This window comes from Xanthomonas arboricola (assembly GCF_002940665.1).
Lineage (GTDB): Bacteria > Pseudomonadota > Gammaproteobacteria > Xanthomonadales > Xanthomonadaceae > Xanthomonas > Xanthomonas arboricola_B.
Genome location: NZ_MIGY01000002.1, coordinates 753732 through 768439, shown reverse-complemented (window position 1 = coordinate 768439; position 14708 = coordinate 753732). Strand labels below are relative to the sequence as shown.

General features: G+C 65.2%; 15 protein-coding genes. 4 read left to right on the top strand and 11 right to left on the bottom strand.

Features of this window, described 5'->3' with window-relative positions; translation table 11 throughout:
- Positions 1-11 precede the first annotated feature (11 nt).
- The 10 genes from flgJ to XarjCFBP7645_RS10405 all read right to left on the bottom strand — a co-directional run bounded on the left by flgJ (position 12) and on the right by XarjCFBP7645_RS10405 (position 9718).
- On the bottom strand, positions 12-1190 hold the full coding sequence (gene flgJ / locus XarjCFBP7645_RS10460; protein WP_104537433.1) for a flagellar assembly peptidoglycan hydrolase FlgJ: 1179 nt from the start codon (positions 1188-1190) through the stop codon (positions 12-14).
- Between the two features lies 1 nt (position 1191).
- Positions 1192-2310, bottom strand: a complete 1119-nt coding sequence (locus XarjCFBP7645_RS10455; protein WP_104537432.1) for a flagellar basal body P-ring protein FlgI — start codon at positions 2308-2310, stop codon at positions 1192-1194.
- A gap of 10 nt (positions 2311-2320) precedes the next feature.
- On the bottom strand, positions 2321-3013 hold the full coding sequence (flgH, locus tag XarjCFBP7645_RS10450) for a flagellar basal body L-ring protein FlgH (RefSeq protein ID WP_104537431.1): 693 nt from the start codon (positions 3011-3013) through the stop codon (positions 2321-2323).
- A 38-nt stretch (positions 3014-3051) separates the two neighbouring features.
- A complete protein-coding gene (gene flgG / locus XarjCFBP7645_RS10445; protein ID WP_016901723.1) occupies positions 3052-3837 on the bottom strand; it encodes a flagellar basal-body rod protein FlgG in 786 nt (261 codons plus the stop codon).
- Positions 3838-4720: 883 nt separating this feature from the next.
- The gene (gene flgF, locus XarjCFBP7645_RS10435; RefSeq protein ID WP_104537429.1) at positions 4721-5476 is read right to left on the bottom strand and encodes a flagellar basal-body rod protein FlgF; all 756 of its coding nucleotides are present in this window, start codon (positions 5474-5476) and stop codon (positions 4721-4723) included.
- 170 nt (positions 5477-5646) lie between these two features.
- The gene (gene flgE / locus XarjCFBP7645_RS10425) at positions 5647-6870 is read right to left on the bottom strand and encodes a flagellar hook protein FlgE (protein ID WP_104537428.1); all 1224 of its coding nucleotides are present in this window, start codon (positions 6868-6870) and stop codon (positions 5647-5649) included.
- Between the two features lie 31 nt (positions 6871-6901).
- Positions 6902-7573, bottom strand: coding sequence for a flagellar hook capping FlgD N-terminal domain-containing protein (locus XarjCFBP7645_RS10420; protein WP_104537427.1), 672 nt, complete (start codon positions 7571-7573; stop codon positions 6902-6904).
- 37 nt (positions 7574-7610) lie between these two features.
- Positions 7611-8018, bottom strand: coding sequence for a flagellar basal body rod protein FlgC (gene flgC, locus XarjCFBP7645_RS10415; protein ID WP_005914451.1), 408 nt, complete (start codon positions 8016-8018; stop codon positions 7611-7613).
- Positions 8019-8021: 3 nt separating this feature from the next.
- A complete protein-coding gene (gene flgB / locus XarjCFBP7645_RS10410; RefSeq protein WP_104537426.1) occupies positions 8022-8423 on the bottom strand; it encodes a flagellar basal body rod protein FlgB in 402 nt (133 codons plus the stop codon).
- Between the two features lie 350 nt (positions 8424-8773).
- Positions 8774-9718, bottom strand: coding sequence for a chemotaxis protein CheV (locus XarjCFBP7645_RS10405; protein ID WP_016901727.1), 945 nt, complete (start codon positions 9716-9718; stop codon positions 8774-8776).
- 364 nt (positions 9719-10082) lie between these two features.
- On the opposite strand from XarjCFBP7645_RS10405, the gene flgA reads away from it, so the two are divergent.
- From flgA to XarjCFBP7645_RS10385, 4 genes are all read left to right on the top strand, one after another.
- Positions 10083-10727, top strand: a complete 645-nt coding sequence (gene flgA, locus XarjCFBP7645_RS10400) for a flagellar basal body P-ring formation chaperone FlgA (RefSeq protein ID WP_104537425.1) — start codon at positions 10083-10085, stop codon at positions 10725-10727.
- Between the two features lie 66 nt (positions 10728-10793).
- Positions 10794-11105, top strand: coding sequence for a flagellar biosynthesis anti-sigma factor FlgM (gene flgM, locus XarjCFBP7645_RS10395; protein WP_016901729.1), 312 nt, complete (start codon positions 10794-10796; stop codon positions 11103-11105).
- Positions 11106-11120: 15 nt separating this feature from the next.
- Positions 11121-11453, top strand: coding sequence for a flagellar protein FlgN (locus XarjCFBP7645_RS10390; RefSeq protein ID WP_104537424.1), 333 nt, complete (start codon positions 11121-11123; stop codon positions 11451-11453).
- Positions 11454-11607: 154 nt separating this feature from the next.
- Positions 11608-12834, top strand: coding sequence for an ATP-binding protein (locus tag XarjCFBP7645_RS10385; RefSeq protein WP_104537423.1), 1227 nt, complete (start codon positions 11608-11610; stop codon positions 12832-12834).
- Between the two features lie 152 nt (positions 12835-12986).
- Here XarjCFBP7645_RS10385 and XarjCFBP7645_RS10380 read toward each other — a convergent pair whose 3' ends face one another.
- On the bottom strand, positions 12987-14708 hold the full coding sequence (locus XarjCFBP7645_RS10380; RefSeq protein ID WP_104537422.1) for an EAL domain-containing protein: 1722 nt from the start codon (positions 14706-14708) through the stop codon (positions 12987-12989).

Below are 14708 nucleotides of genomic sequence, written 5' to 3'. Positions count from 1 at the left end.
GGGCGTTTACCTCAACGACGAATGGTGCCGAGCCCAGCAGGCTCGGCGGTGCTGGCATAGCGGTTGGACAGGTCGGCCGCCGCGTTGCCGATCGCGGCTACCGCACGGTCGATGGTCGGACCGTTGGCGATCGCCGCGATCTTGGCTGCATAGCCCGGATCGGTGGCGTATCCAGCCTGTTGCAAGCCGCGTGCAAAACCCTTGATGTCGGTACCGGCCTGCAGGGCGGGCTGGTAACGGCTGTTGTTCTTCAGCAGCCGCACGTAGTCGGCAAAGCTCTCCTCGGCGGAACCGTAGGCGCGGAAATCGGCGGTTTCGGTGGTTTTGACGCCGTTGACGTATTCGTGGGTGCCGGTGGTGACCTTGTCGCCGCTCCAGCCGGTGGCCTTGATGCCGAACAGGTTGTTGGAGTCGCCGCCATTGCCGATACCGCGACGGCCCCAGCCGGTTTCCAGCGCCGCCTGTGCGACCAGCGCACGCGGATCCACGCCCAGTTCGCGCGCGGCCTTCTGCGCGTGCGTCCAGATCTTGGCGACGAAGCCTTCCGGGGTGCGCTCGCCCAGGCTGGCGGCAGCACTGCTCGCCGCGCTTGCAGTGACCGCGGCGCTGGCATCGGCGGCATCGCTGGCCGCCACGTCGCTCCAGCGATCGTTGGCCGAGGGCCAGCTCAGTGCGGCCGCATCGTCACTGCCGGCATCGCTGCTGCCGGTGCGCCCGGCGATCAGATCCAGCACCTGGCTCATGCCGATGCCGCTCAGGCTGCCCGCGCCGATGCCTGCGGCAGTGCCGCTGTTTGCGCCGACGCTGCCTGTCGCGCCATCGCGGGTCGGCAGCGGCAACGAGGCGTCGCGCTTGCCGGCCACCAGCGCATAGGCCTTGGCGGCTTCGGCCGTGCTGAGCGAGGTATTCAATGCCGGGCCGCCGGTGTCGCCGCTCAGCTGCTTGGAGATCATCGCCGACAGGCCCAGCCCCTTGCCGTCGGTCAGCGCCTTGGCCATCTGCTGGTCGTACATCTCGCGGAACATCTGGTTTTCGCCAGGAAACATCGGGTCGCCGGAGCTCGCATCGCGCATGCTCTTGACCAGCATCTGCGCGAACTGTCCTTCGAGCTGACGGGAGACCTTGTCGATCTTGGCGGGATCGGCCTTGGTGCTCGGGTTGAGATCAATGGGCGAGGCTGCGATACGCATGTCAGATCACCTCCAGCTCCGCCGTGAGCGCACCGGCCTGCTTGAGCGCTTCCAGGATGGCCACCAGGTCGCCGGGCGCGGCGCCCACCTCGTTGACCGCGCGCACGATCTGGTCGAGCGTGGTGCCGCCTTCGAACTTGAACATGCGGCTGCCTTCGGAGGTGGCCGTGATCGTCGACTGCGGGGTGACCGCGGTGCGTCCGCCACTGAAGGCGCCAGGCTGGCTGACGTTGGTGTTTTCGCTGATGGTCACGGTGAGCGAGCCATGCGCGATCGCTGCCGGCATCACCCGCACCAGCTGGCCGATCACCACCGTACCGGTGCGTGCGTTGACCACCACCTTGGCCGGCGCATCGCCCGGCGAGAGTTCGACATTCTCAAGCCGCGACAGCAGGCCGATACGCGCACCAGGATCGGTGGGCGAGCGCACTGCCACGGTCACGCCATCCACCGCACGCGCGGTACCGGCGCCGAAGCTGCTGTCGATCGCCGCGACCATGCGCGAGACGGTGGTGAAGTCGTTCTGGTGCAGGTTGAGGGTGATCTCGCCGGTGCCTGCGAACACGTCCGGCAATGCGCGTTCGACGGTGGCGCCGTTGGGAATGCGTCCGACACTGGGAATGTTGACCGACACCCGCGAGCCGTCCTTGCCCTGCGCGCCGAAGCCGCCGACCACCAGGTTGCCCTGCGCCATCGCATAGACCTGGCCGTCGGCGCCTTTCAGCGGTGCCATCAGCAGCGAGCCGCCGCGCAGCGACACCGCGTTGGCGATCGAGGACACGGTGATGTCGATCGGCTGGCCAGGCTTGGCGAACGGCGGCAGTTCGGCATGGATGGCCACGGCCGCGACGTTTTTCAGCTGCGGATTGACGTTCGCCGGCACATTGACGCCCAGCTCGCCGAGCAGGTTCTTCAGGCTCTGCACGGTGAAGGGCGCCTGGCTGGTGCGGTCGCCGCTGCCGTCCAGGCCGACCACCAGGCCGTAGCCGACCAGCGCGTTGCCGCGCACGCCGCCGACCTGGGCAAGATCCTTGATGCGCTCGGCCGAAGCCGGCGCGGCGATCGCGCAGACCGCCACAGCGGCGGCCAGCAGACGGAAAGGCAGGGAAAACAGATTCATGGTCGCAGGCTCAGTAGGGCGACAGACGGGAATTGAAGAAGCGGCTCAACCAGCCCATCGCGTTGGACTGCGCGATCGCGCCGCGGCCGCCGTAGGCGATGCGGGCGTCGGCCACCTTGCTCGAGGGCACGGTGTTGTCCGGGGCGATGTCGGCGGCGCGCACGATGCCTTGCACCTGCACCAGCTCGTCGCCCTGGGTCAGGCGCAGGTTCTTCTGCCCCTGGATCACCAGATTGCCGTTGGGCAGGCGCTGCATCACGGTGACCGTCACGCTGCCCTGCATGCGGTTGCTCTGCGCGGTGTTGCCCTTGCCGGCAAAGCTGCGGTCGCCGCTGGTGCTGTTCTCCAGCACGTTCAGGCCGCCGACGGTGAGCGGAGCGCCCAGCAGCGTCGGGGCGGCCATGGTGGTCGCGTCCTTCTTGCTGATGCTGGTGTTGGCGGTGGACGAGGCGGTGGTGCTTTCGACCAGGTTCACCGTCAGCAGATCGCCGACATCGCGGGCGCGGCGGTCGCCGTACAGATTCAGGCCCGGGCCGGCGGCGTAGATCGCCCCGGCGGTGGGCTGCGCCACCGGCGCCACCACCGGCACGATCGGCGCCAGTTCGGCGAACGGCCGCACATCGCCGGCCGCCACGCAGCCGCCCAGCAGCGCGCTGCAGGCGATGGCGAGGCACAGGGAGGAGAGAGAAGGCAGGCGGGACATGGCGTGGATTCCTGAGAGGGCAGCGACCGGCGGGCCGATCAGACGTTGTTGTTCAAGTAACCGAGCATCGAGTCGGTAGTGGAGATCGCCTTGGCATTCATTTCGTAGGCGCGCTGGGTCTCGATCATGCTCACCAGTTCTTCCACCGTGTTGACGTTGCTGCCTTCCAGCGCGCCCTGCACGGTATTGCCCAGGCCGTTGAGGCCGGGGGTGCCGTTCTGCGCGGGGCCGGAGGCGGTGGTTTCGACGAACAGGTTCTCGCCCTTGGACTGCAGGCCCGAGGGATTGATGAAGTCGGTCAGCGTCAACGCACCGATTTCCTGCGCGGCGGCCTGGCCGGCCAGCGTCACGCTGATGGTGCCGTCGTTGCCGATGGTCAGCGACTGCGCGCCTTCGGGGATCTGGATGCCCGGCTGCAGCGGATAGCCGCTGTTGGTGACCAGCTCGCCCTGCGCATTGATCTGGAAGGTGCCGTCGCGGGTATAGGCCGAGGTGCCGTCAGGCATCTGCACTTCGAAGAAGCCGCGGCCGTTGACCATCACGTCGAGCGCGCGGCCGGTCTGCTGCTGGCTGCCCTGGTCGAAGCCCTTGAAGGTGGAGACCACCCGCACACCGGTGCCCAGCTGCAGGCCGGTCGGCAGCTGCGTCTGCGCGGAGGTGGAGCCGCCCGGCGCACGCACCTGTTGGTACAACAGGTCTTCGAACGCCGCACGATCGCGCTTGAAGCCGGTGGTATTGGTATTGGCCAGGTTGTTGGAAATGACCGACATGCGCGTCTGCTGCGCATCCAGTCCGGTTTTGGCGACCCACAAAGCCTGATTCATGACCCGATTCCTCGTTAGACCCGGGGATGTGTTCCGGGTACGGGTGGGTATATGCACGTGCCGTGCCAAACCCGCGCCGGATTTTTGCCGGCTGTGCGCTGGATCACGCGGGGCGGGCGCGGCGGCCTTCGCGGGGCAGGGCTGGCGGCGGGTAGGCAGCGGCGAAGCGGAAGCGGTGGAAACCTGCGCGGCAGATAGGCGCGTTAGATCGGTCGCCGTTCCGCGGTGTGTTCGACGACGCGTGAACCCCTGGCGCTGCGTGCGTAAGGGTTCCGGCATTGCGACGCAGTCAACAGGCTGGTTGGTCGAGCGCGCGGCGGCCTTACCGCTTGCGGGACACGCTGCGAATACGTCCATGTAGGCTCGGTGGCGGCATCCATGCCGCCACCCGGTCCCGTAATCGGCGAGGACACCGCACCTGGGAGTGAATCGGTGGTCGTGTGAAAAGCTGCTTGTTGCTCGGTTTGAATCGGGAAGCGGATCGGAAGCGATGCGATCCGAGCAACACACCGCATGCTCTGCTCGCAATCCTGCGTGCCGACCATCTCGACAGGTCCTTGCCCGCCCACCGTCGCGGGACCTTACGCGGCATGGATCCGTACTTGCGGCGTGTCCCGCGAGGGTGGGCGGGCAGGGGCCCTGCAGCCAGGTCACGCACCAGCCACTCTGTAGCGAAGGCCCAGCTCAACAGCGTTGCCAACCGCACACACCTTGCCGTCAAACCATCGCTAGTCGGCATCAACCGCGTACGAACCAGCTGCGGGACCGCAGGGTTAAACGACATGCCACTTCGCTCGCGAGCCACATCCCCCGGGCGGCCGCCATCCAGGTGCTGGGCAGAGCGGCAAGCCAAGCGGCGGTGGGCAGTGGGCGTCAGTGGCGCTTAGCCACTGACCCGCAGCAGCGAGTTGGCCGACTGCGCGTTGTCGTCGCCGTTTTTGATGATCTTGACCTGCATTTCGAACTGACGCTGCAGCTGGATCATCTCCACCAGCGCGCCGGCGGCATCCACGTTGCTGCCTTCCAGCATGCCGCTGTTGACGGTCTTGCCGGTGGCCACAGCAAACGCCTGCGCCGGGTCGGTGCTGGTGTTGCGCATCAGCCCGTCCGCGCGCCGCGTCAAACGGTCGGCGGGGGCATCGACCACCTTCATCTTGCCGACGATGGCCATGGTCTGCGGGCCTTCGCCCTGCGGAATGATCGAGATGCTGCCGTCGCTGCCGATCTCCATCGCCTGGTGCGGCGGAATCGTCATCGGGTTGCCGCCCTCATCCAGCACCGCATGGCCATTGGCGGTGACCAGCTGGCCATTGGCGGTGAGTGCCAGCTCGCCGTTGCGGGTATAGGCCTCGCTGCCATCGGGCGACTGCACCGCCAGCCAGCGGTCCTGCTGCAGCGACACGTCCAGCGGATTGCCGGTGACCTTCTGGTGGCCCTGGCTGCGGTCGAAGCCCTGGTCCACATGCAGCGCATCGATCCGCGACGGATAGCCCTTGCCCTGGATCTTGAACGCCTCGGTATTGGCCAACGCAGCCTTGAACCCCACCGTATCGACGTTGGCGAGATTGTGCGACACGGTGCCCTGCGCCTGCAGGGAGGCACGGGCGCCGGTCATCGCAACGTAGAGAGCTTTGTCCATGAGGCACCGGGATTGGGGAGTCGGGAATGGAGAATCGGGAATCGGGAATCGGGAATCGGGAATCGCAAGAGCGGGATTGCTGGAGACTGGAAGAGGGGACAAGGCCGGCATCCGATGCACGCAATGCCAGCTCTTACGATTCCCGATTCCCCACTCCCGATTCCCAGCCGTTAACGAATATTGATGATCGTCTGGGTGACCTGATCCTGGGTCGAGATCATCTGCGAGTTGGCCTGGAAGTTGCGCTGGGCCACGATCATGTTCACCAGCTGCTCGGTCAGGTCCACCGTGGAGGATTCCAGCGAGCCGGATTCGATCTGGCCCAGGTCCGAGGTGTCCGGTGCGCCGGTGCGGGCGGAGCCGGAGGTGTAGCTTTCGGCCCACATGTTGTTGCCCTGCGACTGCAGGCCCTGCGGGTTGACGAAGCTGCTCAGCGCGACCTGGCCCAGCGGCTTGTCGGCGCCGTTGGAGTAGCGCGCGAACACCACGCCGCTGGTGTCGATGCTGATCTCGTTGAGCTTGCCGCTGGCATAGCCGTCCTGGCGGGTGTCGCGCAGCGCGAAGGTTTCGCCGTACTGGGTCGAGCCGCTGACGTTGAGCTGCATGCTCAGCACGCCGGCGCCGGTGCTCGGGGTGAACGGGTCCATCGTGATGATGCCGTTGGCCGGGGTGGTCAGCGCGCCGGTATCGGAGAACTGTAGCGTGGTCGGCGCGCCGACCGCGGTGCCGTCCACGTAGTTGTGCACCTGCCATTCGTTCGGGTTGGCGGTCTTGATGAAGTAGGAGGTCTGCACATGGCTGACGCCCAGCGAATCGTAGACATTGATGCCGCCGGTGGAGTGGCTGTAGGTCTTGTCGTCTGCCGGGCTGAACGGGGTCACGGTCGGGGCGGTGGCATTGCCGGGCAGGGTGAAGGCCAGGTTGACCGTGGAGGTCGACTTGGGCGGGCTGTCGGTGGTCAGCAACTGCAGGTCCGACAGCCGGCCGACGTCGAAGCCGTTGCCGCTCGGGTTGGGAGCGAAGACCTGCAGGCGCGCGCCCTGCGGATTGACCACATAGCCGTTGGCATCGGTCTGGAAGTTGCCGGCGCGGGTGTACATCTTGGCGCCGTTGGAGGTCACGGTGAAGAAGCCTTCGCCGGAGACCGCCAGGTCCAGGCTGCGCCCGGTCGGATCGATATTGCCCTGCGAGAACTGCTGCGCCACATTGCTGACGCGCACGCCCGAGCCCACCGCATTGCGCGACAGGCCGTAGCTGGTGCTCTGGAACATGTCGGCAAACTCGGCACGCGATTCCTTGAACCCGGTCGTGTTGACGTTGGCGATGTTGTTGGAAGTCACGTTCAGATCGGCATTGGCTGCGTTGATGCCGGACAACGAGGTATTGAAAGCCATGGATGAGGTCCTTTGAGTGTCGGTTGCCGGCTCAGCTGACGCGGAGCACGTTGGCGAGCGGGGAAGTGCCTAGCCCGGTCAGGTTGAGATACAGGCCGTCCGAGCCGATCGTGACGCTGTCCACCGGTGCGTCGACATAGGTGGACAACTTGCTTTTGGAACCGGCGGTGTCGGTCTGGGTGGCGGTCACGCCGTACTTGCCGGCGGCCATGCGGTTGCCGTTGGCATCGGTACCGTCCCAGGCAAACGCCACTTCACCGGCGGCGCTGGCCGGCACGCTGAGCTGTTTGACGAAGGCGCCGTTGGCATCGGTGATTTCGAAATTGACGGTGCCGGCCGAGGTCGCTGCGACCACGCCCTTGGCCGAGTTGGTGGCATCGATGGCGAGCTGTGCGGAGGGCACCAGCACGTTGTGCCCGACCAGCGAGGCGCCCTTCAGCACCTGATCGCTGCTCTGTGCTGCAGAAAGGCTGCTGACCTTGGTGTTGAGGTCGCCGATGCCCTGCACGGTGGAGAACTGCGCCAACTGGCCCAGAAACGCACTGTTCTCCATCGGCTTGAGCGGGTCCTGGTGCTGCAGCTGCTCGGTCATCAACTTGAGGAAGTCGGCCTGGCCGAGCGATTCTTCCTTCTTCTTGGTCGTTGTGGCGCTGCTGGAGGTCAGCCCGAGGCTGGTGTAGAGGTCACTACCGATCGTGCTCATTTGAAAGGGTCCGTAAGGGAAGGGTCAGCTAGGAGGGTCAGCGACCCATGGTCAGGGTGGCGAGCGCCAGTTCCTTGGCGGTGTTGAGCATTTCCACGCCGGCCTGGTAATTGCGCGAGGCCGAGATCATGTTGACCATCTGCGAGACCGGGTCCACGTCCGGCGAGAACACATAGCCATCGGCATCGGCCAGCGGATGGCCGGGCTCGTAGCGACGGATCGGCGGCGCGTTGGTGGTGGTGATCTCCTTGACGTTCACCGAGGTCAGGCTGGGGTCCTGGCGACTTTGCTGGGCCTGGAAGATCGGCTCGATCGGCTTGTAGGTCGCCTCGGCCGAGCCAGCGACGGAGTCGGCATTGGCCAGGTTGGAGGCGATGGTGCTCAGTCGGACCGACTGCGCGTGCAGCGCCGAGCCGGCCACATCGAAGATGGGGAGATTGCTCATGATTTATTGGCCGGTGATCGCGGTGAGCATCGAGCGCACCTTGGATTCGAGGAAGCTCAGCGAGGCGCGGTATTCCAGCGCGGCGCGGCCGTAGGCAGCACGTTCGGCATCGGGATCGACGGTATTGCCGTCCAGGCTGGGCTGGTCGGACTCGCGGGTGATCTGGAACGGGTTGAGTCCGCCGCTGCTGCCGATCTCGTAATGCTTGGAGTCGGTGGTCTGCAGCAGGGTGCCGTCGCGCACGCCTTCGGCCGATTTGAGCGCCGCCTCGAAATTCAGATCCTTTGCCTTGTAGCCAGGGGTGTCCACGTTGCTCAGGTTGCTGGCGATGAGCTTCATGCGCTGCTCGCGCAGCGGCAGAGCATCGCCGTGGATGCCTAGAAAGGACGAGATGGAGTTGGACACGGTGCTCTCCCGCGAAGTGTTACCAGGGAGAAAGCAATGTTTGTGCCAATCGAGGTGGTGCGGGTTACGGAACGCGGCGAATGATCGGCGCTGCCGACGAACGGCAGCTTGGCCGTCCCGGGAACGCGATGGACTTCGTATCCGTCGCGGCGTTGCTTCACTCAGGCGCGCCAGGCCGGAAGGTTCGGCATTAACCGAGGCGCGGTCCGGCGACGCCCGGCGTCAGCGGATGTCACTTTAAAAGCGGGTTGACGCACACCGAACCAACTTCGATGTTACTTGGCTCTTGGAAGCCCGGCGCGGCGCCTTGTCGCTGCCATCGGCTCCGACCCGGCAGCCGCCTGGCCTGCTCAGGCCGCTTCGGCGACCACTTTCAGGCGCGCCAGCACGTAATCGGCCAGCTCGTGGGCGCTGTACTTGGCCACGAAGGCATTGGCGCCGACCTGTTCGACCATGGCGTTGTTGAACACGCCCGACAGGGAGGTGTGCAACAGCACGTACAGGCCTTGCAGGCCCGGCGTGCGCCGGATTTCCGTCGTCAGCGTGTAGCCGTCCATGGCCGGCATTTCGATGTCGGAGATGACCATCGCATAGCGGTCGGCCGGATTCTCGCCTGATGCAGCCACCTGCAAGAGGTGGTCCAGCGCCTGGCGGCCGTCGGACAACAAGGTCGCCGAGACGCCGAGCTGGTCGAGCACGCTGCGGATCTGCTGACGCGCCACGCGCGAGTCGTCCACCACCAGCACCTGAAACTGCCGGTCGTAGGCGACCAGCTGCAGCGATGGATCCAGCTGTACATCCTTGCTGACCTTGGCGATGTCGGCGAGCACGCTTTCCACGTCGATGACCTGGATCAATTCGCCCTGGAAGCGCGTCACCGCCGTCAAATAAGTGGCTTCGGCGCCCAGTTCCGGCGGCGGATGGATATCTTCCACCGCAATATTGACGATGCGCTCCACGCCGCTGACCAGAAAGCCCTGGACCGAGCGGTTGAATTCGGCCACCACCAGATAGCCGGGGCCGTTTTCCGAGTGCGCATCGCGTTCCGGGTGGCCGATCGCCAGGCCCAGATCCAGCACCGGCACCGAGCGCCCGCGCACGTCGGCCACGCCGGCGAACTCGGTCGGCAGTCCGGGCACCTGGAACAGCTCGGGGCGGCGCAGCACTTCCTGCACCTTGAAGACGTTGACGCCAAAAAGCTGGCGGCCGCCCAGCCGGAACAGCAGCAGGGCCAGTCGATTGTGGCCAGCCAGGCGCGTGCGCTGGTCGATGCGGTTGAGCAGATCGTGGGTCATGGGGCAGATATCGACAGCGCCCTTGGAAAACTTGAGTGGTTTTAAGTTTGGTGTGGGGCGCTGTCGGGATTGGGGAGTCGGGATTCGGGATTGGCTCAAGCGCCGGGATCTGGTGATTTGGGATTGGGGATTGGCTCAAAGGCGTGAATGAGCGCGTTGGTCAGGCCGTTGCTGCTTCTGCAGCCCAGAAGACTTCGGAGACAGTTGGTCGTATAGGCGCGCTGGCTCAAACGAACTTGGCACCGGCTAAATGAATCACCCGCGAAGCCGCTTTTGCGAATCCCCAATCCCAACTCCCCAATCCCGGCAGAAAACAGGCACGCCTCTTGCAGCGAATGTTCCGTCTCCCTCCGGATCTGGTCCCATGCGCCTGCTCCTGCTTGTCATCCTGTTGGCTGCCGCTCCGGCCTGGGCCCAGAGCTATCAGTCTGTCGATTCCATCCGCGCCGCGGCGCTGGCCACCGTGGGTCCGGATGCCGAGGCCGAGGCCACGCTCGATCCCGGCTTGCGCATGCCGGCCTGTCCGATCGCGCTGCAGGCGCAGCCGACCGGCACCAATACGGTGGAAGTGGCCTGCCCCCAGCCGGCCGGCTGGCGCCTGTTCGTGCCGCTGAAGGTACGTCGCAATCAGGACGTGCTGGTGTTGCGCCGCGGCATCAGCGCTGGAGAAGTCATTTCGCTGGCCGATATCAGTATCGAGAAGCGTGACGCCGCGCGTATCGTCGGTGCGGTGCTGGCCGACCCGGTGGCGGCGGTGGGCAAGACCGCCCGGCGCATCCTGCCGGCCGGCTCGCTGCTGTCGTCCAACGATCTGGTCACGCAGCGGCTGGTCCGGCGCGGCGACACCGTGCCGCTGGTGTCGCGCAATGGCGGTCTGGAGGTGCGCATGAGCGGTCGCGCGCTGTCCGATGCCGGCGAGAACGAGCGGGTTTCGGTGGAAAACTCCTCCTCGCGCCGGGTGGTGCAAGGGGTTGTCGAAGCGAGCGGGACCGTTGTGGTATCCAGATAGAAATTCGCTATAAAGTTTTTTTGGCGCATGCCGTTATCCCCTACGACCTGTAGAGGAGTTCCTGACATGAGCCAGAAAATCGAAGGCAATCTACCGACCGCTGCAACCCTTCGCACTGCGGCCACGAGCAGCAAGATCGCTTCGGCCGGTGAAGATCGCGCGTCTCCGATCGCCGCATTGCCGCCGACCGACAGCGTCAAGCTGACCGGTGAGGCGACCAACCTGCAGAACCTGCAGCGCACGCTGTCGCAGTCCTCGGCGATCGACACCGGTCGCGTCCAGGCAGTGAAGGATGCGTTGCAGAACGGCAGCTACTCCATCAACCCGGATGCCATCGCCAGCCGCATGATGGATCTGAATCAGCAACTGGCGGGTTGATCCCCGACCCAAAGGATGAACGTGAACGAGTCCCTGCAACGTCTCAGCGATGCGCTGGCCGGCGAACGCCAGGCATTACTCGAGAACGACATCGATGGGCTGATGCGCCACACGCAGGACAAGCTGTCGGCGCTGCGCGCGCTGGAAGCGGCAATGCCCCAGGGCGAGGAAGAGCGGCTGCGCGAACTGGCCGAAGCCAATCGCGCCAACGGCGCGCTGCTGGCACGCCGGCGTCGCGAAGTGAACTGGGCACTGCGTCATCTGGGCCGCACCGAGAGTGCGCCGTCCTACGACGCCAAGGGTCAATCCAGCGTGCTGCGCGGCGGTCGTTCGCTGGCTGTGGCCTGAAGCATCGCAGCGTGCCCGAGCGCACGCGCAGGCTGGACCAAGTGCTAAGCAGTGCAGCGCCGAGCTGCCAGGCGTACAGGAACGTGGTCCCGCGCAATACGAGGCCTGGGCGGTTCGGCGTATATTGAAGCGTCCTCTACGCCGCCCTTGTCCCGTGACTGCCAAGTTTTTTCTCAATCAAACCTTACTACCGTCCTCGACCATGCTGCGCGCGTTCGGCGACCAGATGCTCGAGGGTGTGCTGCTGTTCCGCGCAGACGGGCAGCTGATCCTGGCCAACGCCGTCGCACGCCAGAGCCTGTGCAAGGAAGATCCTGCCGACGACCGCAATCTTGGCGAGCGCATCTCGCAGGTGCTGCCTTCGGATGCGCTGAACCAGGCGCGCAGCAAAGGCAGCTGGACCGGCAGCCTGCCGGTGGCCGATCGGGTGGTCATCGCGCATCTGTACTACAACGAGGAGCAGGGCGTCGGGCATTTCCTGGTGCTGTTCCACAACATCGAAGGCCAGCAGGATTACGAGCGCGAGCTGCAACAGCGCCATGCCGAACTGCGCCAGGCCTATCTGCGTTTGAACGGTGCCCAGGACAAACTGCTGCAATCGGAGAAGATGGCCTCCATCGGCCAGCTGGCCGCCGGCGTGGCGCACGAAATCAACAATCCGATCGGTTACGTACACTCCAATCTCGGCAGCCTGCAGGAATACCTGCGCAGCCTGTTCACGCTGATCGAAGCCTACGAGCGCGCGCTGCAGGCGCCGGATCCGAAGGCGCTGATTCCGGAGATCGACGAGATCCGCAACCGCGCCGACATCGACTTCATCAGCCGCGACCTGCCGCAGTTGATGGCCGAGTCGCGCGAAGGCATCGAGCGGGTCACCCGCATCGTGCGCGACCTCAAGGATTTCTCGTACTCGGACCGTTCCGAGTCGTGGAAGATGGTCGACCTGCATGCCGGTCTGGAATCCACGATCAACATCATCTGGAACGAGCTGAAGTACAAGGTCACGCTGGAGCGCAATTACGCCGAGCTGCCGCTGGTGGAATGCCTGCCGTCCGAGCTCAACCAGGTCTACATGAACATGCTGCTCAACGCCGGCCAGGCGATTGTCGAGCGCGGCACGATCACCGTCACCACCGGCCGCGACGAGGCCGACAACGTCTGGATCCAGTTCCAGGACAGCGGCGCCGGCATCGCCCCGGACCTGCTGCAACGCATCTTCGACCCGTTCTTCACCACCAAGCCGGTCGGCAGCGGCACCGGCCTGGGCCTGTCGATCTCCTACGGCATCATCAACAAGCACCATGGCCGCATCGATGTCGAAAGCATCCCGGGGCAGGGCGCCAGTTTCCGGATCGTGCTGCCGGTGCGGCAGCCGCGGTAGCGCTTCGTGCTGGGATTGGGGAGTCGGGATTAGGGATTAGGGATTGGCAAGAGCGGTTTTGCCGCGCCTTGCCGCCTGCCCTGCTCAACAGATCTCCGATTGCGGCTTAGAAATACTGCTGTTGGCTCTTACCAATCCCCAATCCCGAATCCCTATTCCCTGCCATTACGCAGCTCATCATGCGTGCGAAATGCCTGACGAATGTGCTCGCGCAGTTCGTCGTCGTTCCAGGGCTTGGTCAGGAAGCGGTAGATCGCGCCGCGGTTGATCGCTTCGGTGACCGTGGCAAGGTCGGTGTAGCCGGACAGCACCAGGCGCACGGTGTCGGGGTAGAGCATCTTGACCCGGCCCAGGAACTCGGTGCCGCTCATGTCGCTCATGCGCTGGTCCGACAGGATCACCTGCACGTCGTTGGTGGCGAGCAGGTCGAAGGCGTCGCGCACGTTGCCGGCAGCCAGGATGCGGTAGCCGTCGCGGCGGAACAGGCGCACCAACGAGCGCAGCACGTTTTCCTCGTCGTCCAGCAGCAGCAGCGTGCGGTCGGGGCGGCTTTCGGCGAACGATTCCGGGCGCAGGTAGCGGCGGCGTAACGCCATGCCGGCCGACTCGGCCGACATCGGTTCGCCGAACAGATAGCCCTGGAAGATGTCGCAGTCGTTGCGCCGCAAAAAGCCCAGTTGCGCCTGCGATTCCACGCCGTTGGCGATCACCGTCATGCCGAGCTGGTGGCCCATGGCGATGATCGCGCGCGCAATCGCCGCCTCGCGGCTGCCGGCCGGCGCGCTCTTGATGAAGCTGCGGTCGATCTTCAGCCGGTCGACCGGATAGCGCACCAGTGCGCTCAGGCTGGAATCGCCGGTGCCGAAGTTGTCCAGGCTCAGGCTGATGCCTTCGTTGCGCAGGTTGGCCATCGTCTCGTGGACGAAGTTGACGTTATTGGTCAACGCGCTTTCGTTGATCTCCAGCGTGACGAACTGCGCCGGCACGCCGGCGGTCTGCAGCATCGCCATCACTTCGTTGAAGAAGCCCGGGCGCAACAGCTGCAGCGTGGAGACGTTGACCGCAATGCTGAAATCGTCAAAGCCCTGGTCGCGCCATAGCCGCGCCTGACGCACCGCATTCTGCAGCACCCATTCGCCGATCTGCACGATCACGCCCAGGCGCTCGGCGGTGCGCATGAAGCGCTCCGGCACCAGCATGCCCAATGTGGGCGATTGCCAGCGCAGCAGCGCTTCCATACCGACGATACGGCCGTCGCGCGCGCTCACCAGCGGTTGGTAGCGCAGCCGCAGTTCGCCATGCGGGATCGCATCGACGATCTGTCGCGCAATGATGCTTTCGCTATGCGCATTGGTGGTCGAGTTGCGCGTGTACAGGCGCACCGTATTGCCGCCTTCGCGTGCGGCCTGGTAGCTGGCTTCTTCGGCGTAGTCGAGCAGGATCGACAGCGAGCTCGAGTGCTCCGGGCATAGGCTGATGCCGACCTTGCCGGTCATGAACAAGGTGTACGGCAGCACCGATAGCGGCAGTTCCAGCTGCTGACGGATCTCTTCGGCAAAATCCTCCGGCAGCGGGGTGTCTTCGCGACGCACCGCCACCACCACCATTTCATCGCTGCCGTGACGCCACAACTTGCCGCGCGCGCCGAGAAAGTCCTGCAGCCGGCGCGCCACAAGCGTCAGCGCCTGATCGCCGACTTCGCCGCTCATGTTCTCGTTGATCGAGGCGAAGTGATCGATATCGATGTGGAACACCATCAACGGCGGGCCGCCGGATGCGGCAGCGTCCACCAGATGCAGCAGTTCGGGATTGCCCGCGCCCAGGCGGGTGGGTTTGACGATTTCCAGTCCGGGCGGGATTACGGGACTCCACAT